Source organism: Planctomicrobium stercoris (assembly GCF_051465655.1).
In the GTDB taxonomy this organism is placed as follows: domain Bacteria; phylum Planctomycetota; class Planctomycetia; order Planctomycetales; family Planctomycetaceae; genus Planctomicrobium.
On record NZ_CP195791.1, the window covers coordinates 1,469,618 to 1,495,707 of the forward strand.

21 protein-coding genes are annotated in these 26,090 nt (G+C 56.9%); 9 read left to right on the top strand and 12 right to left on the bottom strand.

Annotation, left to right across the window (positions count from 1 at the left end):
* Nucleotides 1-95: 95 nt before the first annotated feature.
* Nucleotides 96-1,031 (top strand): DUF1559 family PulG-like putative transporter, encoded by a 936-nt coding sequence (locus tag SH661x_RS06060; RefSeq protein ID WP_437229015.1) that lies wholly within the window; start codon nucleotides 96-98, stop codon nucleotides 1,029-1,031.
* Between the two features lie 831 nt (nucleotides 1,032-1,862).
* On the opposite strand, the gene SH661x_RS06065 is transcribed toward SH661x_RS06060, so the two are convergent.
* Both SH661x_RS06065 and SH661x_RS06070 read right to left on the bottom strand, forming a co-directional pair.
* The gene (locus SH661x_RS06065) at nucleotides 1,863-2,954 is read right to left on the bottom strand and encodes a PA0069 family radical SAM protein (protein ID WP_437229017.1); all 1,092 of its coding nucleotides are present in this window, start codon (nucleotides 2,952-2,954) and stop codon (nucleotides 1,863-1,865) included.
* Nucleotides 2,955-3,159: 205 nt separating this feature from the next.
* Nucleotides 3,160-4,872 (bottom strand): serine/threonine protein kinase, encoded by a 1,713-nt coding sequence (locus tag SH661x_RS06070; RefSeq protein ID WP_437229019.1) that lies wholly within the window; start codon nucleotides 4,870-4,872, stop codon nucleotides 3,160-3,162.
* A gap of 290 nt (nucleotides 4,873-5,162) precedes the next feature.
* On the opposite strand from SH661x_RS06070, the gene SH661x_RS06075 reads away from it, so the two are divergent.
* Complete coding sequence (locus tag SH661x_RS06075; protein WP_437229021.1) at nucleotides 5,163-6,104, top strand: SelL-related redox protein; 942 nt, start codon at nucleotides 5,163-5,165, stop codon at nucleotides 6,102-6,104.
* 20 nt (nucleotides 6,105-6,124) lie between these two features.
* Here SH661x_RS06075 and SH661x_RS06080 read toward each other — a convergent pair whose 3' ends face one another.
* Nucleotides 6,125-7,099 (bottom strand): AAA family ATPase, encoded by a 975-nt coding sequence (locus SH661x_RS06080; RefSeq protein ID WP_437229023.1) that lies wholly within the window; start codon nucleotides 7,097-7,099, stop codon nucleotides 6,125-6,127.
* A 337-nt stretch (nucleotides 7,100-7,436) separates the two neighbouring features.
* Between SH661x_RS06080 and SH661x_RS06085 the strand changes: the two genes are divergently transcribed.
* A complete protein-coding gene (locus SH661x_RS06085; protein ID WP_437229025.1) occupies nucleotides 7,437-8,657 on the top strand; it encodes a serine/threonine protein kinase in 1,221 nt (406 codons plus the stop codon).
* Between the two features lie 187 nt (nucleotides 8,658-8,844).
* On the opposite strand, the gene murA is transcribed toward SH661x_RS06085, so the two are convergent.
* From murA to SH661x_RS06105, 4 genes are all read right to left on the bottom strand, one after another.
* Nucleotides 8,845-10,191 (bottom strand): UDP-N-acetylglucosamine 1-carboxyvinyltransferase, encoded by a 1,347-nt coding sequence (murA, locus tag SH661x_RS06090; RefSeq protein ID WP_437229026.1) that lies wholly within the window; start codon nucleotides 10,189-10,191, stop codon nucleotides 8,845-8,847.
* 98 nt (nucleotides 10,192-10,289) lie between these two features.
* Nucleotides 10,290-11,156, bottom strand: a complete 867-nt coding sequence (prmC, locus tag SH661x_RS06095; RefSeq protein WP_437229028.1) for a peptide chain release factor N(5)-glutamine methyltransferase — start codon at nucleotides 11,154-11,156, stop codon at nucleotides 10,290-10,292.
* 164 nt (nucleotides 11,157-11,320) lie between these two features.
* A complete protein-coding gene (gene prfA, locus SH661x_RS06100) occupies nucleotides 11,321-12,391 on the bottom strand; it encodes a peptide chain release factor 1 (protein WP_437229030.1) in 1,071 nt (356 codons plus the stop codon).
* A gap of 235 nt (nucleotides 12,392-12,626) precedes the next feature.
* Nucleotides 12,627-12,887 carry a type B 50S ribosomal protein L31 gene (locus SH661x_RS06105; protein ID WP_437229032.1) on the bottom strand — a complete coding sequence of 87 codons (261 nt, stop codon included), beginning with the start codon at nucleotides 12,885-12,887 and terminating at the stop codon, nucleotides 12,627-12,629.
* A gap of 456 nt (nucleotides 12,888-13,343) precedes the next feature.
* Here SH661x_RS06105 and SH661x_RS06110 point away from each other — a divergent pair, with 456 nt between their 5' ends.
* The 6 genes from SH661x_RS06110 (at nucleotide 13,344) to SH661x_RS06135 (ending at nucleotide 19,696) form a co-directional block, all read left to right on the top strand.
* Nucleotides 13,344-13,742: a bifunctional nuclease family protein gene (locus SH661x_RS06110; protein ID WP_437229034.1), complete on the top strand. Its 399-nt coding sequence runs from the start codon at nucleotides 13,344-13,346 to the stop codon at nucleotides 13,740-13,742.
* A gap of 278 nt (nucleotides 13,743-14,020) precedes the next feature.
* On the top strand, nucleotides 14,021-14,917 hold the full coding sequence (gene rsmH, locus SH661x_RS06115; protein ID WP_437229036.1) for a 16S rRNA (cytosine(1402)-N(4))-methyltransferase RsmH: 897 nt from the start codon (nucleotides 14,021-14,023) through the stop codon (nucleotides 14,915-14,917).
* Nucleotides 14,914-16,539, top strand: coding sequence for a LysM peptidoglycan-binding domain-containing protein (locus SH661x_RS06120; RefSeq protein ID WP_437229038.1), 1,626 nt, complete (start codon nucleotides 14,914-14,916; stop codon nucleotides 16,537-16,539). Before rsmH ends, SH661x_RS06120 begins: the two co-directional genes overlap by 4 nt.
* 79 nt (nucleotides 16,540-16,618) lie before the next feature.
* Nucleotides 16,619-16,858, top strand: a complete 240-nt coding sequence (locus tag SH661x_RS06125) for a hypothetical protein (protein WP_437229040.1) — start codon at nucleotides 16,619-16,621, stop codon at nucleotides 16,856-16,858.
* A gap of 68 nt (nucleotides 16,859-16,926) precedes the next feature.
* On the top strand, nucleotides 16,927-18,813 hold the full coding sequence (locus SH661x_RS06130; RefSeq protein WP_437229042.1) for a peptidoglycan D,D-transpeptidase FtsI family protein: 1,887 nt from the start codon (nucleotides 16,927-16,929) through the stop codon (nucleotides 18,811-18,813).
* A 148-nt stretch (nucleotides 18,814-18,961) separates the two neighbouring features.
* Nucleotides 18,962-19,696, top strand: a complete 735-nt coding sequence (locus tag SH661x_RS06135) for a hypothetical protein (RefSeq protein ID WP_437229044.1) — start codon at nucleotides 18,962-18,964, stop codon at nucleotides 19,694-19,696.
* A 178-nt stretch (nucleotides 19,697-19,874) separates the two neighbouring features.
* On the opposite strand, the gene SH661x_RS06140 is transcribed toward SH661x_RS06135, so the two are convergent.
* The 5 genes from SH661x_RS06140 to cpaB all read right to left on the bottom strand — a co-directional run bounded on the left by SH661x_RS06140 (nucleotide 19,875) and on the right by cpaB (nucleotide 25,813).
* The gene (locus tag SH661x_RS06140) at nucleotides 19,875-20,297 is read right to left on the bottom strand and encodes a hypothetical protein (protein ID WP_437229046.1); all 423 of its coding nucleotides are present in this window, start codon (nucleotides 20,295-20,297) and stop codon (nucleotides 19,875-19,877) included.
* Between the two features lie 175 nt (nucleotides 20,298-20,472).
* Nucleotides 20,473-21,219: a UMP kinase gene (pyrH, locus tag SH661x_RS06145; RefSeq protein ID WP_437229048.1), complete on the bottom strand. Its 747-nt coding sequence runs from the start codon at nucleotides 21,217-21,219 to the stop codon at nucleotides 20,473-20,475.
* Between the two features lie 134 nt (nucleotides 21,220-21,353).
* The gene (locus SH661x_RS06150; RefSeq protein ID WP_437229050.1) at nucleotides 21,354-22,556 is read right to left on the bottom strand and encodes an AAA family ATPase; all 1,203 of its coding nucleotides are present in this window, start codon (nucleotides 22,554-22,556) and stop codon (nucleotides 21,354-21,356) included.
* A gap of 98 nt (nucleotides 22,557-22,654) precedes the next feature.
* The gene (locus SH661x_RS06155; RefSeq protein WP_437229052.1) at nucleotides 22,655-24,463 is read right to left on the bottom strand and encodes a type II and III secretion system protein family protein; all 1,809 of its coding nucleotides are present in this window, start codon (nucleotides 24,461-24,463) and stop codon (nucleotides 22,655-22,657) included.
* Between the two features lie 333 nt (nucleotides 24,464-24,796).
* The gene (gene cpaB, locus SH661x_RS06160; protein ID WP_437229054.1) at nucleotides 24,797-25,813 is read right to left on the bottom strand and encodes a Flp pilus assembly protein CpaB; all 1,017 of its coding nucleotides are present in this window, start codon (nucleotides 25,811-25,813) and stop codon (nucleotides 24,797-24,799) included.
* Nucleotides 25,814-26,090 lie beyond the last annotated feature (277 nt).

The window sequence follows — 26,090 nt, forward strand, 5'->3', positions numbered from 1 at the left end:
AATCGCAATCATTGCCTTGAGAGTCAGTTGCCGGGGGCGGGATTTCAAATGCCAGTTCCCCGCATTTTTATTTCATTTTGCCCAGGAGAAATTTCATGTCTGAATGCAAAGTTGTGCAGCGAAGAAATGCCTTCACGCTCATCGAACTGCTGGTGGTGATCGCCATCATCGCAGTTCTGATCGCCCTTCTGCTGCCGGCTGTCCAGCAAGCCCGAGAAGCGGCACGGCGCTCGCAGTGCAAAAACAATTTCAAACAGACCGCCCTGGCGCTGCATAACTATCATGAAATCCACAACCTATTTCCACCAGGGTCGATTTATTCCAATCCCAGCGCCTGCGGCGCGGCAAGTAAATTAGGTTTTGGCTGGTCAGCTTTCATTCTGCCAATGATCGATCAGGGGGCGATTTACAGTAATCTGGACTTCAACAAAAGTTACCATTTGCAAGTTCTTCCATCGGGATCCTCGATCTACAATTCGAAAGGAAATATCGGTGAAGCCATTCCCGCATACTTATGCCCCAGTGATCCGGTTGGGCGGACGAGAGTTCCTGTGAGCAGCAGCTTGGCATACACCGGAACCACTAACACAAACGATGACGGTGGTGGCACGAACATTAGTGCTGTCGCCGACTGGGAACAACGACTATGCGGAACGAGTGTTGACCAGTTCAAGACGCTCCCTGATGAAGCCAGAGGGGTTCTTTACGCATACAGCAAAACATCATTTGCGACAATTACAGATGGCTCCAGCAACACCTTTCTGGTGGCTGAGAACAAAAACCGCCTGAACGGGTCCGACACAGGAGTGCATTGGGCAAGTACTAACATTCTCGACCTGAGGACGGGCATCAATGGCCAACAATCCGGAAGCTACTTTTCTCGAGGGTATCCCGCCAGCAGCTACCACATTGGTGGATGCCACTTCGCGATGGCGGATGGAGCGGTCAGATTTGTCTCGCAGAACATTTCCTACGACTTACTAAAAGCACTCGTCACACGCCAGGGTGGAGAGACCGTGGGAGAATACTGACCCAGCAAACGAGTCGGCAAAGACTAAATCCATCTGCGATGATTTCAGGAGTTTTAAAAGTGCCCAGATGCTGGTATCTGATTCTCAGTTTGTTGTTTCTCGGAACCGGGTGCGGAAGTGCCGCAAATAATGGACCGCCACGCACTCAAGTCGAAGGCCATGTGACTTACTTGGGAGAACCGGTTCCTTTCGGATCGATTTCTTTTATGCCGACAGCTGGCCAAAACATACCTGCCAATGCTTTGGAAATCCGCGAAGGCCGATACTCCTCCCAAGGGAGTGGAGGGATTCAGCATGGAACTTACCGGATCGAAATCACCGGTTTTCAGCAATCGCCTGAAAGCGTTTCCCCGGTAGACCGATCCCCCACGGACCCAGCACCTGCCCAGTTCATTCCATCCAAATACAACACCCAATCAGAATTAGAACTGAAGGTCGACTCAGCAAAGGCGATTAAACAGGATTTCGCTTTGAAGTGACACTGCGAAAATCCTCCCGGGCTCCGAGAGACGATTCTAAGAATTCAGATTATTCTGACTTCAGAGTGAGCGGGAAATCGATGACGTTTTTCCCGTTCACCACGCCTGATTTCAGTTCTGACTGAGCGGTCTATTTCGCTGGGAGATATTCCTCACGATCGGGGATGACAGCTCTAGGATTGACCTCTTGCGCTGTCCCTGGAACGTCCCGGTAGCAGACAAAAACTCGATCAATCCGGATGTAATCAGTTGAAATGCGAGTGCAGACAAAAGTTGCAGGACTGTGCTGGAGGAGCGATCGATGTTCAATAGAGGCGGCTTTTGAGCAATCTCTGGCTGTTTCGTGTTGCATCTACTCAAACAGTCGCAGCTGTCCACGACGGTCTCGAGGTGGTCGGAAGTTTGAAGCGTCGGGAACGGGGAGTTGTGCTTCGAGTCCGTACCGTTTGCGGAACAGGCGGAAGGTCTGCTGAATCTGATCGGCGATTTGTCCTGTGCCGGTCATCCGCTCGCCGAATTCCGATGAGCTCATCGCTCCGCCGCGGCATGCACGGATGCGGGATTCGATCTTCTCCTGCAGGTGCGGCTGCGTTCGCGCGAGCCATTCCTGGAATACTGGTTTGACGTTCAGGGGAAGGCGCAGGACAGTCATGCCGGCATGCTGGGCTCCCGCTTCAGACACCGCTTTGAGGATGGCGGGAATCTCGGAATCGTTCAGTCCGGGGATGACCGGCGCCACCATGACATTGACCGGAACTCCGACTTCACGCAGGGCGGTGATGGCTCGCAGCCGGGCAGCGGGCGTGCTGGTGCGGGGTTCCATCGTGCTGGCAAGTTCAGGGTCGAGTGTCGTCACGCTGATATTCACCCGAAGCAATTGACGCTGGGCCAGCTCTTTGAGCAGATCACGGTCGCGGACGATCAGTGCGTTCTTGGTGATGATCCCAACCGGCTGCCGGGCTTCCAGAGCGACTTCCAGGCATTGACGCGTCAGTCGAAACCGGCGTTCGGCAGGCTGATAACAATCAGTGATTCCCGAGAAGACAATCACTTCGGGTTTCCAGCGGTCGCGACACAGAAACTCCCGGAAGAGCTCGGCCGCTTTGAGTTTCACAAAGATCTTCGTTTCGAAATCGATGCCGGCGTTCAGCCCCAGATACTCGTGAGAGGGGCGGGCGTAGCAGTACGAGCACCCGTGCAGGCAGCCTCGATACGGATTCGCGGAGTACCGAAACGGAATGTCCGGACTGTCGTTCTCCGAAACGATTGTCCGGGAGTCGTCCTCGAGATACTCGGTCGGCAGCTTCTCCAGCGACGCCAAAAACTCGTCATCGTGCTCCAGCTGTTCAAAATCGTCTTCGACATGGACCCTGTCAAAGCGATTGTGCGGCTTGAGCTGTGACCCTCGTCCCTTCGGACCGGGAGGAGATGGGGAGCCCGACATGAGTGTCTCACCGGAGGACGTGCGACATGCAATCAGCGACTGCAGTTTGAACTTCGAAGCCCGCGAGTCGAACAGACGATCGGCTCGCATGCTTGTAGTGTACACGCGTTCATGTTGTCGTGCAATCGCAATCCAGTCTCGGCCGAGGGGTTGTGTTCGGGGCTTGCGTCTTCCGAAGTCCTCATGCCCCGATCGCTCAGCGCGGTCAGATCGTGCTCATCGCCCGACCTGGGACGTGCACGCTGCTGGGGAGATGTTCGGGAAGTGGAATCCCGGCGCTGATACAGGCATCGATCGTTTTCTTCTTCTGGCAACCGTGGTGCTCCCACCACTCCGCAGCGGCTTCACGATCCCAGGTTCCCGCATCGCGGCAGTCCAGCAACGCATCCCGCAGGGCGACGACCGTGTCAAAACGATCGTCCGCGGACTTCTCCAGGCAACGGAGAATCACCCCTTCCAGATCCGCCGGGACGTCCGCGCGGAGCGAGGAAGGGCGGTCAGCGATCTGTGACGCATGTGCGAGAATCAGCTTCACCGGCCGCGATTTCATGAACGGCGGTCGGCCTGTCAGGAGATGGTAGGCGACACAGCCCAGAGCGTAGATGTCGCTGCGGACGTCGACAGCGTCGCCGCGTGCCTGTTCGGGAGACATATACAGCGGGGAGCCGGTGACGGTTCCATCCTGCGTCAGACGCATATCGTCATCGTGGTCCAGGGACCGGACGAGACCGAAGTCGAGGAGTTTGGCCACATCGTAAGTTCCGCCCCGCTTGGCAGCGAAGATGTTCGCCGGCTTGATGTCGCGGTGGACCATTCCGTGTTCGTGGGCCTCAGCGAGCGCTTCGCAGGTCTGAGTCAGCAGATGAATGATGCGTCCGGGGGGGAGTGGACCGTGCATTTCCACGATCTGTTCGAGGCTCATCCCCGGCAGATACTCCATCACGTAGTAGAAGGTTCCATCTTCCGTGCGGCCGAAGTCGAAGATTTCCACTGTGTTCCAGTGAGTCAGCTTGGCGGTCGACTGCACTTCCTGTTCGAAGCGCGCCAGTGTTCCCGGGTCTCCTGCCTTTTCAGGGCGAATGATTTTGATCGCACAGGGGCGCTTCAACATGACGTGTTCAGCGAGATAGACCTCGCCCATCCCGCCGCGTCCCAACAGTTGCTTGAGTCGGTACTGGCCGAGCTGTTCGGCTTCAAAAGCCTGGGTCCGCAGGCCGCGAATCAAACGCACTCCTCCGACTGCAATGAACGTGACGAAAGACATCGCCATGAACGCGTCGAGGAAGACGTGGTGAAAATCGCTGGTGTCTTCAATGAGCATCGCGACGTTAGGAGAGGTCTGCCATGCGAGCACATAGATCAGAAGCGGCCCCAGGGCCATGGGGGTGATCATCGTCAGCGCCCGCTTCCAAGTGTTCGGAATGAAGAGAGCGTATGTGAAGATCAGGATGATCCACGGTGGGGTCAGCTGCGCCAGGTAGCCTTGCGAGGCGGTGTACAGCAGGTGCGTGTATCCTTTCACCACGAACAGCAACGCGGAAGATCCGAAGACCAGCCATTCCACGCCCCGCAGATGAGAGAGGAAGTGATGGCACTTGGAACAGAGCCGGTATGCCACGATCCCCATGATGGCGGTCACTGCAGTGAACATCCCCAGGTGCAGCGATTCCGCGCCGGTTTTGGCGTGAGAGGGAATCAGGATCGCTTTGATCAGGAATGCCAGATAGCCCAGAAACAGGAATAAGGAGGCCTGTCTGAGACGGTCCTGAAGAATCCGGTTGGTTTCGGCACTGAAATCCGGTCCAGTCCCCTGAAGCAGGGCGACTGGTTTTGGCGCCGGTCCCCCCACTTTCGCCTCTCCCTTCACTGGAATGACCAGGGTCTGCTGGAGAGAATCAATGGAATCTGCTTGGGCCATGACAACGCTTCGCATCAAAAATTGCAGCCTCGTGAATACGGAGAGAACCCGAAGTTGAAGGAATTCCCTGCGAGGCAACCTCCGTGCATATCAGGCTGTCGTCTGCCCCATCATAGTCACGCGGCTGAAAAGAGTCACGGACTTCGTTGGAATCCTGCAGGCTGCTGTTTGTGAAATTGAAATTTATCGTGTTTCTAACTCGCTCGTGTTGAATCGGTTATGCAGCGGCATCAGGATTTTCAAGATTCCAGCGTCAGGTTTGGACGACTTTTCCAGAAAGCGAGGTTTTGATGGCCACCACGACTCCGGGCTGGATGCGAGTCTCTCTGCTTTTGGCAGCTGCTTATAACCTGGCATGGGGGACCTGGGTCATTCTGTGGCCAAACAGTTCGCTTGCGATCTGTGGCTATCCCGAACCGATCCCGTACCCGCAGCTGTGGCAGTGTCTGGGGATGGTCGTCGGGGTCTACGGGATCGGTTACGCGATTGCGTCGACCAATCCAGCCCGGCACTGGCCGATCGTGCTGGTCGGACTTCTCGGGAAGGTCTTCGGGCCGCTGGGGTTTTTGATCTCCTACCTGCAGGGGACTCTGCCGCTTTCGGCGGGACGGGTCTGCGTTTTCAACGACCTGATCTGGTGGCTCCCATTCGCCTTGATCCTCCGACATGCCTGGGGGAAGAACGTCATCGAAGGGGATCGCGAAGCTTCCGGGCCGACGTTCGATGAAGTGGTTCGAACCGTTCGCAGCAACACCGGTCAGACCCTTCTGGAGCTGTCCTCAGAAAAACCGTTGATGGTCGTTTTTCTACGGCACGCCGGCTGCACGTTCTGTCGTGAAGCTCTCAGCGATATCGCCAAAGCGCGGGCTGGGATCGAAGCTGGGGGAACGGGACTCGCCTTCGTGCATATGAGCTCCGAAGAGACCGGCGAGAAACTGTTCCAGCCCTACGCGCTGGACGATCTTCCTAGATTCAGCGATCCGGACCAGAAGCTGTATCGGGCCTTTGAACTGGGGATCGGCAGCTTCAACCAACTGCTGGGACCGAAGGTTTTCCTGAAAGGAGTTCAGGCTGCTCTGTTTCGAGGTCATGGGTTCGGACTGCTCGACGGCAACGGCCTGCGCATGCCCGGCGTGTTTATCCTGAAGCATGGCCGGATCGTCACCGCCAACCGTCACCAGACCGCAGCTGAACGCCCTGATTATCAGAAGCTGGCGTGTCCAAGGGACTGAACTGATTCCCGGATGCCGAACTACGGATTATCGTCGTCCTCTTCGTATTCATCATCATCATCTGGTTCGTAGTCCGGGTGCAGAGGATGGCTCGGATCGAAGAAGAAATCCCCCAGCCCCATGGGGATGGCGTTGCCCCCCAGCGACTGACGTTTGCGCTCGGCGAGCGACTGCAGGTCGAGGGCATCCTGCCCCAGGCATTTTTCGAGCGACTCTCTCCAGGCAGCATCTTTGGCGACAGGATGTTTCGGATTCGCTGCGAGCATCTTCAATGCGAAACGCAGCACGTTAATGCCGTCACGGGTGGAGAAGTCGAGCTTGAGTTCGTGCGATTGCTGCAGGAACTCGACGGTGAGATTGAGCATCTCTTCATCGGAGAAGGGGAGGTGATACTTCAGGATGGACAGCTCATCATCGCGTGTGGGGTAACCGAGTGTGAGAGTCGGCTGCAAGCGGCTGAGAATGTAGTCCGGGATTTCGAAGGTGGAATCGTCGTCGTTCATGGTGACGGCGCACCGGAAGTCCGGATGAGCCGGGATGGTGATCCCCGCCACGATGGATTCGACGTAGCGACGGTGATCGAGGAGCGGAGCGAGACTGGCCCAGGACTTTTCATTCATCCGGTTCCCTTCGTCCAGCACACAGACTCCGCCGCGAATCATGGCAGTCACCAGCGGAGAAGCCTGATATTGAATCTTGCCGCTCTCGGCGAGCACCGGAGTGACGAGGAGGTCTTCCGGACGGGTGTCCGCGGTGCATTGATGAATGTACAGGTCCTGCTTGCGGGCTTTGGCACCAGCGATGGCCAGTGAGGTCTTTCCGATCCCCGGCATGCCGACCAGGCGTGGGGACAGCGGAAGATCCCGGGGATCGACCACCAGCCAGCACGCCAGAAGCTGCATGAGAATTTCCTGCTGGCCGATCCACTCTCCCGCCGAGGTGTCGGGGTGGCCCAGGTGCAGGCGGATGCCGTCGATGTCGACAAAGTCCTTCATGGTCGCTTTCAATTCAATACAATGAGGTGCCTGAGGCTTCCCCGTTCTGTTGTTCAAGTTCACCCATCTTATACACCAACGTCAGAAGCGGCACAGTCTGCCGGAGTGGTCGGCGTGCGGAGAGCCACCTGCCTGTGTGCGGATGCGGGAAAGACGTATTTTAGGGATCTCCCTAAGAATCGGAAAAATTTCACACAACTGCTTCTCCCCCTGCAAAAAGCTCGATAATATAAACGGAACCCAATCTGCGGATGTGGATTTCTCCCTTTCCGCAATTCGTGTTCTCGTGCGTTCGAATTTCCAGCAGTTTCCCGCCCGGCACTGAGGTCCACCGCGTATGCTCTCGACCACGGAGTCCTTCGCGGAACAGCTCTTGAAGAGTCGAGTTGTTCCGGAAGATCAGATCCGCGAGTTCTTGAATAGTCCTCGGGCGAAGCGGATCGATAATCCCACGGAACTGGCACGCTTGGCCATCCGGTCGCGGATCACCACGCGGTTTCAGGCTGAAGAGATTCTCAAAGGGCGCGGTCGCCGGCTGCGAGTGAACAATTACGTCCTGCTGGAAGTGCTCGGCTTCGGGGGCATGGGACAGGTCTACATCGGCCAGAATCAGGACAATGGCGAACGCGTCGCCATGAAGATTCTGGGAGAGCAGTTCAAACACGACGCCGGGATGCAGGCCCGCTTTCGGCTCGAAGCCCGTGCGGGAATGCAGGTGGATCATCCACAGCTGGTCCGCACGCTGGAGTTCGGAACTCGCGACGATCTCTATGGACGCTCCGAGTACATGGTCATGGAGCTGTTCGAAGGGGTGACGCTGCTGGAAGGGATCAGCTTCTCTTCCGGGCCGATGAAATGGGACGCCACCTGCGATGTCGTGAGCCAGACCGCCAAGGGGCTGGCGTACCTGCATGAACGGGGCATGGTGCATCGTGATGTGAAGCCCGACAATATTCTGGTCGACATGCACGGACACGCGAAGCTGCTGGACTTCGGACTCACGCTGCCGGATCAGAAAACGGACAACGAAGAATTCACGCTCGCCATGATCTTCGGACAGGATTGTCTGGGGACGGCCGACTACATTGCTCCAGAACAGTCATTGAACAGTCTGAAGGTGGACGGCCGGGCGGACATCTACAGCCTGGGCTGCACGATGTATGTCTCACTCACAGCACGGCGACCGTTTCCTTGCGAGACCCGTCAGGCCACCGTGCAGGCACACCGAACCGCTCCGCGTCCTCGCGTGGACGCCATCAACCCGCGCGTTCCCGTCGAGCTGGTCGACTTCATCGAAAAGATGATGGCAATCGATCCGGCCCAGCGACCTGCCACGATGGAAGAAGTCCGCGAGCGACTCAAACCGTTCCAGCGACGCCGCAACTGGGCGTTCGAGTTCCGTCAGGTTCTCAACCAGCGCTGTGAGCTCAAACGCCAGCTGCTCACCCGCTCACGACTCAATTCGCTGCAGGCGAACAAGTCGACGAAGCTGAATTCCCAGGCCGCCAGCGACCCACTCGGCAAGACCCTCCGCCCGGAAGAGAACGATCTCCTCTAATCATCCCGGGTGCCCCAGACAAAGTCTGGGTTCCGCAGGAACAAGAGGCTGGCCGAAACGGGGGCCTGTGTTCTGAAGTCCTGATTTTAGAACGGACTTTCTGGGACTGCTATTTGTTTTAAAGAGAGTTGTCCGGGAGGCCTCTTGTGGCGGTGCCGCCCAGACATTGTCTGGGGCACCCGGTGAATCAGGCGGACTTTCGGAGGGATTGTTCGGACGGGCGGACGATGGTCAGGCCCTCTTCGTCTTTCACTCGCTGAACCTGGGCACCGAGCGCGGTCAATTTATCTTCCAGCCGTTCATAGCCGCGGTCGAGATGATAGATGCGGCGGATGATGGTTTCGCCCTCTGCTGCCAGACCGGCCAGCACCAGGGCTGCACTGGCTCGCAGGTCGGAGGCCATCACGTTCGCACCGGTCAGGAGATTTGATCCGGTGATGATCGCTGTCGAGCCTTGCTGGCGGACATCGGCCCCCATGCGGGCGAGCTCAGCGACATGCATGAATCTGTCCGGAAAGACGAGGTCACGGATGACGCTGGCACCCGGAAGCGTACAGGCCAATGCCATGAACTGAGCCTGCACGTCTGTCGGAATCCCGGGATAGGGGAGGGCAGAGATGTCGACGGAACGGAGTCGATCGCCGGAGTGCAGGGAGAGTGAGTGAGGTACCGATGGCGATGAAGTCATTCCACAGGAGACGCACAGGTCGAATCCCATCTGCTTCAGCGTTTCCAGGACAGCGGTGAGGTGGCTGGGGATCGCGTTTTCTAAAGTGATCGATCCTCGTGTGATGGCAGCTGCGATGAGGAGGGTGGCTGCTTCAATGCGATCAGGAATGATTTCGAATTGAGTCGGCTGAAGCTCCTGGACTCCTTCGACGACGATGCGTGAGGTTCCGTGCCCGGAAATGCGGGCTCCCATTTGATTGAGGAAATCAGCCAGAGCAACCACTTCCGGTTCACACGCAGCTGCGTCGATGACGGTTGTTCCCCGAGCGAGTGTGGCTGCGGAGAGAATATTGCAGGTGCCGGTGACGGTACTTCCGTTGGGCCCTGCCAGATGAATCGTGGTGCCGCGCAGCTGCTCGGCCTGGGCGTGGACATATCCGTTGCGAACCTGAATCTCGGCACCCAGAGCAGCGAGCCCTTTCAGGTGCAGGTCAATCGGACGGTTGCCGATGTTGCATCCGCCCGGGAGTGAAACGCAGGCACGCTGGCGACGGGCCAGCAGCGGTCCAAGCACACAGACACTGGCTCGCATGCGGCGGACGAGATTGTATTCCGCTGTGAACTCACGCTCGTCATGGACGGAAATTTCGAGTGTCCCGGTGGCATTTCTGCGAACGTTTGCACCGAGAGATTCAAGAAGCTGTGACAGCGTGCGAACGTCAACCAGATTAGGGACATTCAGAAGGCGGGTGCAGCCGGGAGCAAGAAGGGCTGCGGACATGATGGGGAGCGCGGCATTCTTCGAACCGCTGACACGCACCGATCCGGCGAGAGGCGTCCCTCCTTGAACGGTGAACATGTCCATGCTGCGAATCCCTTCGATGGAATTGGGAACTAGGAATTAGTGGATAGGAATTAGGAGTTAGCAATTCCTGTTCTTCCCTATCTACTAATTCCTAATTCCTATCCCCTTTTTCCTGCCACGACTCTGGCTTGTCCCGAGAGATCGTTCTTCACTCCGACCCTGGAGTAACCTGCCTCTGTCAACAATTCCATCCCGGCCGGGGCCTGTTCGGGACTGAGTTCGAACATCAGCCAGCCTTCTGGTGTCAGCCAGTTCGGAGATTCTCTCACGATGTGGCGGATGACGTCCAGACCATCCTCTCCGCCGTCCAGCGCCAAGTGAGGTTCGTGGTCCCGGATGTCCGCTGCCAGCTTGCTAATTTCCTCCCGCTGGACGTAGGGGGGATTGCTGACAATCAGGTCGAACTTCTTTCCAGCGGGAACCGGCTCGAACAGGTTTCCGTGCAGGACGTCGATGCGTTCTGTCAGCTGGTGCTTCTCGACATTCGCTCGAGTGACTTCAATCACAGTCGGGCTGAGTTCGACTGTGGTGAGCTGAGCGGTCGGATGATTCTTCGCAATCGCAATCGGCACGCAGCCGGTCCCCGAGCAGAGTTCCAGCACCTGGGGGGACGTCTGCTCTTTCAGCAGATCCAGCGCCGCCATGACGAGGATCTCAGTGTCAGGGCGAGGAATGAAAACCCCCGGTCGGACCAGAAAATCGAGGCTGAAGAACTCGCGATGCCCGACCAGGTATGCCACCGGCTCGGCAGCGGCCCGGCGTTTCACCAGTTCCCGCATCATCGTCCGCTGTTCGTCGGTGAGCGGCTGATCGAACTGTGTGTAGAGTTGAATCCGCTTGCAGCTGCGAGCGTGGGCGAGCAGAACCTCAGCATCCAGTCTCGGAGTGGAGCTGCCGCGTTCCTTCAGGAACTGAACTGTCCAGTCCAGGATGCGTTTGACCGTCCATGGTTCTTCGTTGCTCATACGCGGGACGAGAGACTCGGTGACAGGGGTGACGGAAGGAGCGGGGTCATGGCTTTTTGTGTTTGGTGGGGCTGGATGCCGAGGGATTTGTCATTGGTGATTGAGGATTTGTCATTTTTTAATCTCAATCCTCAATGACAAATCCTCAATGACAAATCGATTTGTTACTCGACGCCCCCTTTGAGTCGTTCCTGGCGATCGAAGTCGAGCAGGCTGGTGATCAGTTCATCCAGATTCCCCTGCATGATCTGGTCGAGCTTATACAGAGTCAATCCGATACGGTGATCGGTACAGCGTCCCTGAGGGAAGTTGTACGTGCGAATCCGCTCGCTGCGGTCGCCGGACCCGATCAGTGTGCGGCGCTGGCTGGCCCGTTCTTCGGCAGCCTGACGCTGCTGGGCTTCGAGGATGCGGCCTCTCAAGACTCGCATCGCCTTGGCTTTGTTCTTGTGCTGGCTTTTCTCGTCCTGGCACTTCACGACGACGCCGGTCGGAACATGGGTGATACGGACGGCACTCTCGGTTTTGTTCACCTTCTGACCGCCGGGACCGCCAGCCCGCATCGTTTCGATCACGAGATCTTCATCGTTAATCACCAGTTCTACTTCGCTGGCTTCTGGGAGAACAGCGACGGTCGCAGCACTGGTGTGCACCCGGCCCTGAGCTTCGGTTTCAGGGACACGCTGAACGCGGTGGCCACCACTTTCGAACTGCAACTGGTGATAGGCTCCTTCCCCGGCGACGGAGAAGACGATTTCCTTGAATCCGCCCATTTCCGACGGGGCTGACTCCATCAGCTCCATCTTCCAGCCCCGCATTTCAACGAAGCGTGAGTACATATTGAACAGGTCACCGGCGAACAGGGCAGCTTCTTCGCCCCCGGTCCCCGCACGGATTTCCATGATCAGTCCGCCGCGCGTGATGGAATCGCCCGCGGTGACGATCTCTTCGAGTTCAGCCTGCAACTCGCTGCGGCTGGATTCCAGCTGATCGAGTTCTTCCTGAGCATAAGCCCGGGAATCGGCATCAGTCTCGGAGGCGACCATCTCTCGGGCGACGGCGATATCCTCGCCCATCTGATTGAAGGTGCGGACGGAGTGCGCCACTTTTCTCAGGCCGCCATACTCGCGTTGAATTTCCACGAGCTGAGTGGCATTGCCGAGAATTTCCGGATCCTGAAGCTGCCGCTCCAGTTCTTCAAAGCGTTTGAGCTTGGCCTGTAGGCTGGGGAACATGACTTACCTGCGTTTCAATTTCAATATGACGGACCGCGACACCACGAACAACTTCTGGCGAGAGTGCGGGTTCCGTAGCTAAAGAAACGGGCGAACAGGCATCGAAGAGTGTCTCACAAAACAGCCGAACAATAGAACAGGACGCTCCCCCGAAAAGGGAAGCGTCCTGACGTAAGGTCTCTGGCAAAGGCTATTGCATTTTTCAGCTAGTTTTCAGCATTCCGCAGGCGATCACCTAGGCGTCTTTTTTGTTCGCCCAGCCGTATTTCTTCTGGAACTTCTCGACGCGTCCTGCGGAGTCGACGTACTTCATCTTCCCGGTGTAGAACGGGTGTGATTCCGAGCTGATGTCGACGTTGATCAGCGGGTATTCCTGGCCGTCGGTCCACTTGATCTTCTCTTTGGAAGTCATGGTGGAACGGGTCAGAAACTTGAAATCCGCTCCGACGTCGTGAAAGACGACCGGGTGATAGTTCGGGTGAATTCCGTCCTGCATGGCTGCGACCAGTATTTTGCTTAAGTCAAAAGAGGATCGCTGCTTTCACAAAATGGGCAGGGATCCGGAGAATTCGGAATTCTAATGGAGTTCCCCCTTGCCGACAATGCTTCCCGGTTGATTTTCTTCCCAGTTGTATCGTGATGCCCGCCAAGGACTTCTGGAAATATTTCAGAGGCAGCTTCGACTCCATTCGCGGGGAGGCGTCGTGCAGCTAAACTGATGATTGAAGAACTTTCCAATTCAGTTTTGCTCTGACAATCAGCAAAAAGGTACCGCGAAAAACGCGGAAGTTACGAAAAAGACACCGTGAGAGGCCTGCCTCCCCTGGTTTGAGACTCGATGCAATCGCCCTGATTGTGTTACGTCCCTTTTTCCGTCTCCTTCCGACTCTTCCGTGGTTCCTCTTTTCGCATCCCTCACTCAGCAGCTCGAAATTTGCCGGGAGAATCGTCTGTGCTGATCCGCATGGAACTGGCTCGTATCATCATCAGCGAGATCAATGACCAGCAGGTCGTCTTCCTGCGGGAAGTCGACGGAGAACGGTCATTCCCGATTCTGATCGGCATTTTCGAAGCGACCAGCATCGATCGCCGGGTGCAGGGGCACGTCCCCCCGCGGCCGCTCACTCACGATCTCCTGAAGAACGTCATTCAGGAAATGGGGGGCGAGCTGCAGGACGTGGTGATCACCAATCTGGTCGAACACACCTATTACGCGGTCCTGCGAATCCGCCTGAACGGGGAACTGGTGGAAGTGGACAGCCGCCCCAGCGACGCCATCGCCCTGGCCGCCCACTACGATCCTCACCTGCCGATTTACGTGGATGAAGACGTGATCGAGCAGGCTGGGTGACGGGCCGTTGAGAGTTGAGCGATCAGCGTTTAGAGAGAGTCTCGTGTTTTTTCTCTCAACGCTCAACGACAAACACTCAACGATTCAAAAACTGGTCTTCCGAAAAATCGGCCGGTTTCGTAGAAATCGCTCAAGTTTCCCCTCCTCATTGCCGAGCGGCCGTTTCTGGCTGGCTTGACTCCCCCGAATTTTCAGCCTGATTTAACAACTCATCGGGATGCTGACGCATCCCGCTCACCGAATTTCCATTCCAACTCTTCCACAACGGATGTTTCATCATGTCGTCAGAACGGACGGTGCATGTGCCCGTCATGGTTCATGAAGTCCTCGACCAGCTTGATCTCAAGCCGGGGCTGACGATCGTGGATGGAACGCTCGGAGCGGGAGGACACAGCCAAAAAATCCTGCAGCAGATGGACGCCACCAGCCGCCTCATCGGTCTCGACCGGGATGCCACCATGCTGGCCCGGGCTGCTGAGGTTGTGAAAGGTCCGCAGGTCACCATCCGCCAGACCAGCTACGCCAAACTCGATCGGATCCTGGATGAACTGGGGATCGATCAGGTGGACCGCGTGCTGCTCGACCTGGGATTGTCGTCCGATCAGCTGGCAGATCCCGAACGAGGCTTCGGATTCGAAACCTCTGGACATCTTGATATGCGGTTCGATTCCTCACGAGGAATTCCCGCAGGCGAATTATTAAGAACAGCTCCGGAAGAAGAGCTGGAGAGGATCTTCCGTGAATACGGCGAAGATCCGGAGGCGAAGCGACTGGCACAGGAAATCGTGTCGGACCGCAAACGGGGCAGGGTCGTCACGACAGCACTTGCATTGAAGCTGCTGGTCGAACGACTCACTCCTGTGATGAAGAACAAATCCCATCCTGCCACTCGCATCTTTCAGGCGTTGCGAATTGCGGTGAATGGGGAACTGGAACAACTCGAAACCTTTCTGCATGAGGTTCTGCCCCGACGGCTTCGTCCGGAGGGGCGGGTCCTTGTGATTACTTTTCACTCTCTGGAGGATCGCCTGGTGAAACAGGCGTTTCGCGAGACGACAACATGGGAAAATCTCACCCGCAAGCCAATCGTCGCGACACCGTCCGAAGTGCGCTGGAATCCTCGTTCCCGGTCCGCCAAGCTCCGGGTCGCATCACGGAAAACTCCGCACGCGTGAACGAACCGATGCCGTTGCTGGCTTTCGAAGGGACGCCCCGTCGCGTTGCTCCCGCATGGGGAATCGCTGCGATTTTCGGCCTCCTCGGACTGCTCGGTGTTGTCCTGCAACAGCGGTTCTCAAATACCGATCAAAGCTGGACTCGCTGGGAGAAACATGAACTGACCGGCGTGGTGCTCGGGCAAAGTCCTGAGCAGGATTTCCAGCCTGCGAGCCAAACCCCTGTGCCGGCACCTCAAAGCACTGTGCCGCCGCTGTGGTCTCAGACCAACAGTTCACGGGCGGGATCGCCGCGTACCGCCCGCGAAAAGAATCAGCGAGTTGGTGCTCCTGTTCAGACGGAAGCTGTGGGAGCCGAAGAGGCTGCCGACCCGTTCTCTGCAGTCGGAGCATCGGCGAAGGCAAAGACGAGCGTGAAAGCCGAAGACTTTGGAAGCGCGGCGCCTCGCGTGCTGTTCCAGGGTGAAGAGCCGCCAATGTCCCCGGCTGCTTCCCGACAGCCAAAGCCGCAGGCTGGCCGAGCTGCTGCACCCTCAGAGAATACCGAGTTCGAACAGGATGCCGCCTTCAATGCGCCACCTCAGCGCGATTTGACCTCTGCTGGTCAGAGTGTTGCTCCGGCAGCTCTGGACTTCACAGCGTCGTCCGCTCCGGGGGCGGCAATGCCGAATTCCCGATCCAACCGGCTTCCACGCGTTCAGCAGGCTGCCGGGTCCGATCAACCTTCTGATCTCGAGATTCCCGAGCCTGTTCCGTTTCATCAGATGCCGATTTCGGAAATCCCACAGCAGCCGGCTCAGCTTCCTCCGGCAAATCGCAGTGCGGGAAATCTTCCCCCGATGGGATTGGAGCCAACGCCACTGAATCAGTCGAATCCAGCTCCCGGGTTCAGCGAGCCGACACTCGACACTCCCGAACCGACACCAGCACCCACGATGCCGCTGGGGCGTCCACAGCAACAGTACAATCCACCTGCGGCTTCAAACGCCTTTGAACGGCAGGCGGATGCGTTCCCTCAACCTGAGCCCGCGTTTTCCACGACCACCAACTATCAGCAGGCGGTTCCGTCAACGAACAATGAACCGGTCCCGTCCGTGGGTGCCATGCGGTCGGCTCCTGCGACTCCGCAGGTCACGACTCCCGCAAGTCCTCCTCCTGATGAAGTTTATCAGGTGCAGTCGGGAGACAATTACTGGACGATTTCCCGCCGGTACTACGGGTCGGCCCGATTCTTCTCGGCACTCTCGGAGTACAACAAGCATCGGATCCCCTCTCCGGAGAAGATGAAGCCGGGGATGTATGTCCTCGTTCCGGACATTGAAGTGCTTCATCAGAAGTATCCACAGCTGACCGGAGGGGGACCTCGTGACCCGGCCGAATCGGCTCCTGCCGGATTCTTCGTCGACTCGAACGGGCAGCCCTGTTACCGCATTGGAAAGGGTGACACGCTCACGGACATCGCTCAGAATTATCTGGGCCGTTCCTCCCGCTGGGTTCAAATTCAGTCGATGAACCAGGATCGCCTCGGAGACGGGAAGACCCTCAAAATTGGCACGATCCTGCGACTTCCGAGCGATGCCAGCCAGGTCGTGCTCGCTCCGGCAGACTCCGAAATCCGATAGAACGATGTGCGCAGCTGGGCGACTCGCTGGTCGATGTCGCTCAGCTGTACGGAGACTCGTTCCGGTCAGGAAAGATGTGATGTTTTTTCGGTTTGCAGCAGCGATCGGCCTGGCCACCGCTGTCGGGCTGATGGCCATTGCAATCGAAAAGCAGAATCTGTCGTTAAAGCGGGCGATCTCGCTGCAGCATTATCAGATTGATGTGCTCCGCGAACATCGTTGTCGGCTGACGTTGCAGACTCAGTCGCTGCAGGCGCCGCCTCGCCTGATGGAGCAGTGGAAGCACGCCAGTGAGCGGGAGAGGTCAGTCTCGCGGTAGGCGAAGATGTTGTGAGAAGACTTTTCGCACGGATGTTCAAGTGTATTGCGTCTGAATGGACCTGAACCGTGCTGCCGGAGATTCGTTCGATCCTCTCGCTTCTGCTTGCGCGACTGCTCAGTCGCTGGCGAGTGCCGACGAACCCCCACCTTACTGATGCATCTTCCCGGCAGAGCAGGGGCCCGCAGGCTCCGCTCAGTTCGCATCGAACCAGCAGGCCGGTTCCGGTTCAAAGTGAACACCGTGAGCGTCTGATTCACATCGTGCTCGGACTGGCTGCCTGTGCCCTGTTGGTGCGTTTCATTCATATTCAATGGGTCTGTCGGGACCAGTTCGCAAGTCGGGCCTTACGTCAGCAGATCAGCTCCGAACCAGTCCTGGCAAGACCCGGTGACTTATACGACCGGCGTGGCCGGTTGCTGGCCACGACTGTGATCGTTCCAAGCCTTTACGTGTGTCCCGCGCGAATCAAAGACATTCCACGCGTGAGCCGTGAGCTGGCCTCTGCGCTTCAGCTCAATGAAGCGACACTGCGGCGCAACATCGAGAAGCATTCCCGGAAACAGTTTCTCTGGGTGAAACGTCGACTGAGCATTGAAGAAAGTGCTGCTGTCCAGAAGCTGGAGCTTTCTCCCCGGGTTTATGGGATTCGTCAGGAGTTTCAGCGGCATTACCCACAAGGTCCCCTTGCGGCCCATGTCCTCGGGCTGCGGGATATCGATGGCACAGGGCGCGGAGGAGTGGAAGAGTCTCTCGAGGAGACGCTGAACGGCAAAGATGGCATTCGGCGATTCGTCCGGGATGCCCGCGGATACGTACTCAACGTGCTTGAAGAAGTCACGGAACCTCCGGTCGACGGCACTTCCGTGATGCTGACGCTCGATGTTCTGATCCAGATGCATGTGGAACAACAGCTTGACCTGCTGATGGAAAAACATCAGGCACAAGGGGCATGCGCGATCGTCATGAATCCTCAGAACGGAGAGATTCTGGCGCTCGCCAGTCGGCCCGCTTTTGACCCCAATCACCCGGAACTGGCCAGTGCTGAAGCCTGGAAGAACATGGCCACCTCATCGGTGTTCGAACCGGGATCGACATTCAAGCCGATGGTGGTTGCCTGGGGGCTGGATCATGAGGTCATCGAGCGTGATGCGATGTATGACTGCGAGAATGGGGCGTACCGCATGGGTCGACGGATCCTGCATGATCATCATCGATATGGATTGTTGTCGCTGACCGATGTGCTGGTGAAGTCCAGTAACATCGGCATGGCGAAGATCGGCGAACAACTGGGGAACGAAGAACTCTTCAAACTGGCGACCGCGTTCGGATTCGGACAGCGAACGGGAGTCGAGTTGCCCGGAGAGCTGTCCGGTCTGCTGCGGCCGCTCGAGCAGTGGACCAGCTACTCGACAGGTTCCATCCCCATGGGGCAGGAACTGGCAGCGACCCCCATGCAGATGATTACCGCACATGCGACACTGGCGAATCAGGGGGTGCGTGTCAGCCCGCATCTGGTCCTGAAATCGCTGAATGATTCTCCGCAAGCCCGGCAGGTGCTGGTCTCGCGGGTGCTGGGAGCGGATGCTGCCAGCTGGGTGGTGCAGGGGCCGATGCTGGAAGTTGTTCAGCGTGGAACCGGCAAGCTGGCACAGCTTCCCGATGTGGACGTGTTCGGCAAAACGGGGACCGCTCAGAAACAGGCGACGGACGGGAAAGGTTACTCATCCACGCGAAACTTCAGCTCCTTCATCGGAGGAGCAAGTGCCGATGACCCGCAACTGCTGGTGCTGGTGAGCGTCGATGAACCCCGTGGCACCGATCAATTCGGCGGCAGCGTCGCAGCCCCGTTCGTGGCAGCGATTTTGAAGCAGGGGATGGCGATCATCGGGAACGATCAAGTCGAACCCTCTCCAGTGAAACTGGCGACTGAACCAGAGCCACTGGGGCAGTGAGTAGGATGTACGACGTCGTCAATTCGATGAGGCTGGTATTTTGTGTGTGCAAATACAGGTGCCAGATGTTAAAAGTGATTGTTGACCTGACCCCGTCAGGGTGACCTTTCTTCTGCCCAAGTCGTGCAAATTCGAAGGAGTGTGGCAAATGCGTTGCTTCAAATCTGTGATGTTAATGCTGAGTTTCACTTGGGCAGGTAATTATCTTTCGGCGCAAGAAGCGAAAACCCCTCAAACGGATGCGACTCAAATACCGACTGCCGATTTGATGTTGCAATCAATCGCGGCCAAGGAAATTGTTGCCGAAGGGCGAGTTCGCACTCTGAATTTTCCGGCAGACGTCCATGCTTATCAAGTGCTGGAGAAGACGACGGATTTCAACTTTCCGAATCACACCCTGAGAGAAGCATTGCGCGCCATCAGTGATCAGAATGGGACGAATATTCTGCTCGATATGAAGGCCATGGAAGAGCTGGGCATGGATGGAGAGGAAGGTGTTTCGATCGTTCTCTCGGATGTTAAATTACGGACTGCATTAAGACTGCTTGTGGAGAATGCAGCAGGGGCACGACTCGGGTATTTTGTCGATGGCGGCGTCATCATCGTGACGAGCAGAGAACGAGCAGGCAAGGAAATGTCTGTGCGAATCTATCAAGTGCGAGACCTTATCAAGAATCAAGAATCGATCGCGGCTTTGGTGACAGTCATTCAGAATGCAACTTCCCCCTCTTGGAATATCAGTGGAGAGGATGCTCCTTCGATCACTCCGTTCGGCACTACGATCGTGATTCGCCAGACGCAATCGGTTCACGATGAGATTACGTCGCTTTTGAATGCCCTGGGCGAGGCAGCCGAGGGCGAACAAACCGTCTCGCTGAAGTGATTGCCATCATTGCGATCCCGGCAGGGGTAGAGTTCCGAGTCGGGTGGCATGCTCGCATCGCGCCAGCAGGGCGAACATAAATAGACATCCAGCAGCTTTCGGCAATCTCACGCTGCTGACGCGGCATGGGAATGACGCACACCATCGGCTTACTTCTTACATTGCACGATGGCAATATTTACCGTTGGAGTAAGAACCCCACACGATACAGAGACCATGCGCTGAGAATGACGTTGATCAGGACCTCGCTCAGAAAAATGAGTAGCAGAAGTCGAGGTGACTTGTAGAGCATGGCATAGAAAAACCCATAGAACGGGATCGACAGCACGGCAAGAAATGGAATCAACTGTACATAGCCAACGCGGTCGCGAAGTTCCAATTCGTTTTCTTCTCTGCTGGTCCACTCACGACCAGTCGACAAATAGGATCTCCTCGCTGGAGTTCGCCATTTCCCCGGCTGCTGGCGTATCTCGGATAATCGATCTTCCATTCTGGCGTTGAGTATCTCCATGCGAACAGCGGTGACCAGAAAACCCACGGGTAGTACACCGGCAAGCAGTAACAGGAAGATGTCCAGTTTCTGATACGGTGAGCGGGTCATCTTGCGTGGAACCTCCAATGGTCAACGATTCGTCGTCTTGTTTGGGCGTCACATTTCTTAATGGTCACGAATCCGCATGCCAATTGCCAGCGGCTTAGTATGCCTGTAAATGAAAAAGCCGTCCCAAATGGCTTCGGGACGGCTTTCGCTTTTAGATTCAAACACAACTTCAACTTCACTTCACAGGTGAGCCCGCGTTGTGCACGATGGTGCCGATGCGGTCTCCCTGCATGGCTCGCAGGATGTTCCCTTCCTGGTTGAAGTCGAACACCATGATCGGGATGTTGTGTTCCATGCAGTGGTGAATTGCTGTCGCGTCCATCACCTGCAAGTTCTGCTTCAGCGTGTCCTGGAAGGTGATTGTCGAGTACCGGACTGCGTGCGGGTTCTTCGCAGGGTCTTCGGAATAAACGCCATCGACCTTGGTGGCTTTCATCAGAATGTCCGCGCCGATCTCGCGGGCTCTCAGCGCGGCAGCGGTGTCGGTGGTGACGAACGGGCTTCCGGTTCCTGCGGCCAGAATCACGACGCGGCCCTTCTCGAGATGACGAACACAGCGACGGCGAATAAACGGCTCAGCCACTCCTTCCATGCGAATGGCTGACTGCACTCGCGTGGGGACACCTTCATTTTCCAGTGCGTCTTGCAGTGCCAGCGCGTTGATGACCGTCGCCAGCATCCCCATGTAGTGGGCGGTGGATTGATGAATGGCTTCGCTTACCTGGGAGAACTGCTTTCCTCGCAGGATGTTTCCGCCCCCGCAGACGATCGCCAGCTGCACTCCCAGTTCCGCGACCGCTTTGATCTGGCGGGAAATGTGAGTGACTTCCGCCATGCTGATGCCCCCTTCACGCTCACGGCAGAAGCTTTCGCCGCTCAGCTTGAGAACAACGCGTTTGTAAGCGGGTGAATCCTTAGACATAGTTCTTCCAGGCAGTGTTGATCAATTAATCGAAGTGAAAATGTTTGAAACGCAGAGATCGCAGAGGCCGCCGAGGAATTAACGAGAATTCAATCTCTTCTCTGCGTTCTTTGCGTACTCTGCGTTTCTATCTTTTACTTGTTCCCCAGAAAGCTGAACAGACGCCGTTTTGGTTTTTCCGGAGCTTCCTCTTCAGCGACCTCGGCGATCGCGCCGGTGTCGAGCTGTGAGGCGAGTTGCTGAATGGCCCGCGTGATCTTGGCTTTCGGAAATTCCGTGACCAGCGGGACCCCGTTGTTTCGCGATTCCACAACGACAGCATACTCGTTGGGGATCTGCCAGAACACTTCTCGCCCGATCGTCTCCAGGGCTTTACTCAAACTGATCTGGGTATCTCCCAGGCCGACCCGGTTGACGATCACGCGGATTTTCTGGGCGAGCCCCTGATCTTCAAGAAACTGATTGATACGAACCACGTTTCTCAGGCAGGGCAGGTCCAGCTGGGTGACGACCAGAATGTGATCAGACACATCCATGGCTGCCTTGTCGAGCGCGGAAAACGACTTGCTGACATCGATGATGAGATGCGTGAAGGTGGCTTTCAGCAAGGCAATCACCCGCTGCATCTCGTCGGCGGAGAGAGGAGAATTCGGCTCCATGTGAACAGGGCGCGGAAGCAGAAAAGCTCCGCTGGCGTGCTGCGTCAGCGACCGCTTCAGCATGGCGAAGTCGAGCCGGCCGATGTTGTCAGCTACATCCTGAATGGTGTAATCGGGGATAATGTCAAGCCAGACATCTGCATCCCCCAGCGCGAGATCCAGATCGATGATGGCCACGCTGTTGGCTTTGTTGGCAGCCAGTGCACAACCCAGGTTCACAGCCAGTGATGTGCATCCGACGCCGCCGCCAGTTCCGACCACGGTCATGACAACCGTTCCCCGCTGGCGACCGTCTTTGCCCCCTTGTGTGGTTTGAATACGGTCGAGTGCTGCGAGGAAATCGTCAAGGTTCAGTGGTGAACTGAGAAACTCCTTGGCCCCGTTTCGCATCGCCTGCAGGATCAGGCTCCCCTCCTGTGAGCGGCTGACGACGAGCACCTGGCACTGCGGAGCATCGCGAGTGATCTCGGCAACCAGAGTGAGTCCCCGCTGCGGGTCGGCGTCCAGCGAGATCAGGGCAATCTGCGGAAGCGTCTGAGTAATGATGTCCCCAAAGAATTCGTACCGGGAACATTCGGCCTCCAGCCAGACGGAGTCGATTCCCAGTAACAGATTCTTGATCGAATTTCGGGACGCGTCGTTTGGATCGACGATCGCCAGTCGAAAGACATTGCTCATACTTTTCTCCACGCAGAATGACGTGCCCAGCGGACCCCTTGCGGTGATTCGCTGGACAAGCTGACTTCACTTGGCCCGTGACTCTGTCATCGCCTCGACTATTTGGGTTGGATCAGTCCCGGCAGCGAACGGGATTCGAAGATCGCCGTCCGAGGTTTGGAATTCGGGTCCGTACTTTCGATCGTTCCGGATGCCTGCTGAATCCCTGACGAGCTGGCCTTGGGGGCGGCTGGCTTCTCTTTGGGAGGAGCAACCGTGCCTGATTTCGAAACCGAATGGAACGGATTGACAATTGTGGTTCGTGAGCCTGATTGTGTTGGAGGAGTCGCACTCGCCGGCTGCACCTCTGTCTTCGGTGTCCCCTTGGCTCCGAGAAGTGGCGGGTAATTCGGAGTTGGTTCACAGGATGGTCCTGCTGGAACGGGGCCGCCGGGGATGACCAGACCTGCATCGGGCTGGCAGTCCGGACAGTCCGGCCCGAAGCGGGGGACTTCCAGATTGCCGTCCAGATAAAGTTCTCGATCGATCGGGTCAGTCGACTGCAGCCCCGGTCCCCCTTGCGGGACCTGACAGGGTGTCATCGGAGAGACCATCTGAGGCGTGACCAGGATCACCAGTTCTGTCTCAGACATTTCGTACCGCTTGGTGCTGAAGAAGGCACCGGCGACAGGAATCTCTCCCAGGACCGGGACCTTTCGGACGTTTGCCACACGGCGGGAGGAAATCAATCCGCCGATCATCAGGGTCTCGCCGAATCTCATTTCCACTTGTGTATTCACGCTGCGCAGGCTCAGAGCAGGGACGGTCTGTCCATTGACCACAGCAGCCCTGCTGAAATCCTGCTCGCTCACTTCGGGAGCCACATCGAGTCGCAACCGTCCTTGCCCCAGGACGATGGGGACCGCTTCCAGACTCACCCCGTAACGCTCCCACTGGATTGTATTCGTTCCAAACGACTGCGGGACAGGAAAAGGGAATTTTCCTCCAGACAGCATGGAAGCTGGACGCCCGCTGGTGGTGACAAGCACCGGTTCCGCGAGAATCTTTGCAAGTGATTCAGTCACCAGTGCCTTGATAAAGCCATCGAATTGAACATCGTTGCCGAAGACCGAAAGCTGAAACTCCGACTCCAGAGGGAGCAGTTGCCCGATGGAACTTCCGAACAGAAAGCTGCTTCCCGACAACTCGAAGTTGATTCCCAGCTGTCGCAGCTTGCTTCGCTGGACTTCCATGACTTTCACGTGCAGCTGGACCTGACTGGGGCCCGCAACTGTGAGTTGAGGATGCACGATCTCATAAAATTGTTCGGCGATCGCCATGATCTGCGGGATCTGAGCCGGCTCGGTCACCCAGCCACGCAGCACGACGCCGTCACGAATCCCGACGACTTCGATGGCGGACGCGGGAAAGAGACGCTGCAGGTAGGCTTCGAGTTCCCGGGTATCAGGTTCGACAAAGACTTCGATTCCATGAATGTTGTCGAATTCGTCGATCAGCTTCAGCGAGGTCACGCCCGGGCTTTCCGCGCGAACGCGGACACGGTGCGGGGAGAGGGCTTTGACTGTGATCTTATCCTGATCGAACCCGTCAACGACCTTAATACGGTTGGCCAGCTCCAGGACCCGGGTATCCAGATTTCGGAAATTGATTTTTGTCTGCGGTGAAACAATCTGCATGACCTGCTCGCCAGGTTGCACGTTTGCAGCTGGGGAGGGATTTCCGGGCGAAGAGTGCCCTGGGGCCTTCGGGACCGAGGGGGGACTTGCTGGGATGGGGAGGGCTTCCCCTGCCGGAAGTGGATCGATTTCGGGGGGCGGAAGTTGTGCGTTCGCCGAGTGAGCGAACCAGCTTGCGGCCGCTCCCAGGACGATGACGCCCAGACACGCTGAAACACGACGAGATTTCACCTTGGGCATCCTTGCACCTTTTTCCCGGTCGGCGCCGCGATCGTTGCGAGTCATCGCAGGAGTCGTGGTTACCAACGAGTGTTTCACTCTGGCCGCTGATCGCCTGCAGGTGGTCCTGGTGAACCTCATTGCTCACTCAGGACCGGCGATCCATTCTTCGCTTCTCTGGGGAAAACATTTCGTTTCTGTTGATCCTCACACCGTCTGTCGGAGTCCAGTTCTTCAGAAACAAGCTCTACTCGTAATTAGTCTGGTCGAACTCTTGCAGGCGATCATATGGACTTTCATGCGGTGAAAACCCTGAATCGCCTGCACATGATAGACCAAACTGGTCTAATTCAATTGTAACGCCCGGTCCAGGCGGAGCAGGTTCTGCTTGACCTCTTCCGGGGAGTTGAAATTCTCCGGCAGTGTCTTTTCTGGGGGCAGTTCGAACTGCTGAGGAACCGATTCGTTTCCGTTGTAAATTTCGACTGTCCACATTGGTTTTGCCGGCATCTGTGCCACCGTGGCAGGTTCAGCCGTCTCATTCAAAAACTGGGCTGGAGTTTGAGCTTCAGCAATCTGAGGCTCCTCTTCGTGACTTCGGCCGCGCTCGTAGAAGGAGCCGTCGCCATCGTGGATTCCGACGGTTCCTTCAAGTTCTTCCATCAACTTTTCATCAACATCCTTGGTCTGGGCCAGTTCATCATCGCTGCGACGTCTCCAGGACAGGCTGAGCGATCCTTTCCGCTGGGCGAGGATCACATATCCCGCTTGCTCGGGTGTCACGATCAAGGAGGCGATCCGGGCATGGATTCCCTTGGATTTGTCATCCATCTTGCTGGCGGTCTGGTCGTCCATTCCAAAGACTTCCACATACTCCAGAAGCGTTTTGGTCTTGGAGACGGGGCTGCCCCGTTCACCGCGTCCCTGATAGGTGACGAGGACGTCGACGCGGTCACCCGGACGGATGAGTCCGCTGATCGTGTGGCTGTCATCGACGGGAATACCGATGACCCGCATCCCCGCAGGGATGGCCACCGATTTCCCCCATTCTCCCTGTTCCGTCAGTTTGGTTTTGCGAATGACGTCGCCGGCCATGAAATGGACCTTGGCGGCGCGATCCTGAAACTCCTCTTCTTTTCGCACAGCATCTTCGGGAATGGACGCAGTCGCCATTTCCTTGAACGCCGTGTTGTCGGAGGTGAGTTTCATGCCTGTGTCAATATTGTCCAGGGCCACGAGGACCTTGGTGGTCTGCACTTTGACGGCCACCGGCTTGCTCTGCATCGCCTGCTGAACTCCCAGCATGGCGATCAGACCGCAGCCGGCCGCAACGGCCAGCAAAAATAATGTTTTTGGTTTCATCTCGACCCCTTCAACTGCTGGAAATCCATGCGCAGTCTTTCGCCGGGATGAGACGACTCACATCTTTGAATCGGCTGCGCGCGGCGGACTGCTTCAATTTATGCGGGTTATGCGGATTAAAATGATCGTTCCGACTGTGCCGGTCGGGCGAATCTTTGCGTCCTTGCTTGCCTGTCTTTTCTGGTTTGACACACTCTTCTGGCAGCAGGAAGCGATCGGCATTTTCTGCCGATCGCTTTCGCATCTTGAGTCGGGAGCATTTTCATGCGCCGCTCTC

What these genes read in the sequence shown, in the direction of transcription:
- SH661x_RS06060 (WP_437229015.1), top strand. Translation starts at nt 96, where the DNA reads ATGTCTGAATGCAAAGTTGTGCAGCGAAGAAATGCCTTCACGCTCATC.
- SH661x_RS06065 (WP_437229017.1), bottom strand. Translation starts at nt 2,954, where the DNA reads ATGTCGGGCTCCCCATCTCCTCCCGGTCCGAAGGGACGAGGGTCACAG.
- SH661x_RS06070 (WP_437229019.1), bottom strand. Translation starts at nt 4,872, where the DNA reads ATGGCCCAAGCAGATTCCATTGATTCTCTCCAGCAGACCCTGGTCATT.
- SH661x_RS06075 (WP_437229021.1), top strand. Translation starts at nt 5,163, where the DNA reads ATGGCCACCACGACTCCGGGCTGGATGCGAGTCTCTCTGCTTTTGGCA.
- SH661x_RS06080 (WP_437229023.1), bottom strand. Translation starts at nt 7,099, where the DNA reads ATGAAGGACTTTGTCGACATCGACGGCATCCGCCTGCACCTGGGCCAC.
- SH661x_RS06085 (WP_437229025.1), top strand. Translation starts at nt 7,437, where the DNA reads ATGCTCTCGACCACGGAGTCCTTCGCGGAACAGCTCTTGAAGAGTCGA.
- murA (WP_437229026.1), bottom strand. Translation starts at nt 10,191, where the DNA reads ATGGACATGTTCACCGTTCAAGGAGGGACGCCTCTCGCCGGATCGGTG.
- prmC (WP_437229028.1), bottom strand. Translation starts at nt 11,156, where the DNA reads ATGAGCAACGAAGAACCATGGACGGTCAAACGCATCCTGGACTGGACA.
- prfA (WP_437229030.1), bottom strand. Translation starts at nt 12,391, where the DNA reads ATGTTCCCCAGCCTACAGGCCAAGCTCAAACGCTTTGAAGAACTGGAG.
- SH661x_RS06105 (WP_437229032.1), bottom strand. Translation starts at nt 12,887, where the DNA reads ATGCAGGACGGAATTCACCCGAACTATCACCCGGTCGTCTTTCACGAC.
- rsmH (WP_437229036.1), top strand. Translation starts at nt 14,021, where the DNA reads ATGTCGTCAGAACGGACGGTGCATGTGCCCGTCATGGTTCATGAAGTC.
- SH661x_RS06125 (WP_437229040.1), top strand. Translation starts at nt 16,619, where the DNA reads ATGTTTTTTCGGTTTGCAGCAGCGATCGGCCTGGCCACCGCTGTCGGG.
- SH661x_RS06135 (WP_437229044.1), top strand. Translation starts at nt 18,962, where the DNA reads ATGCGTTGCTTCAAATCTGTGATGTTAATGCTGAGTTTCACTTGGGCA.
- SH661x_RS06140 (WP_437229046.1), bottom strand. Translation starts at nt 20,297, where the DNA reads ATGACCCGCTCACCGTATCAGAAACTGGACATCTTCCTGTTACTGCTT.
- pyrH (WP_437229048.1), bottom strand. Translation starts at nt 21,219, where the DNA reads ATGTCTAAGGATTCACCCGCTTACAAACGCGTTGTTCTCAAGCTGAGC.
- SH661x_RS06150 (WP_437229050.1), bottom strand. Translation starts at nt 22,556, where the DNA reads ATGAGCAATGTCTTTCGACTGGCGATCGTCGATCCAAACGACGCGTCC.
- cpaB (WP_437229054.1), bottom strand. Translation starts at nt 25,813, where the DNA reads ATGAAACCAAAAACATTATTTTTGCTGGCCGTTGCGGCCGGCTGCGGT.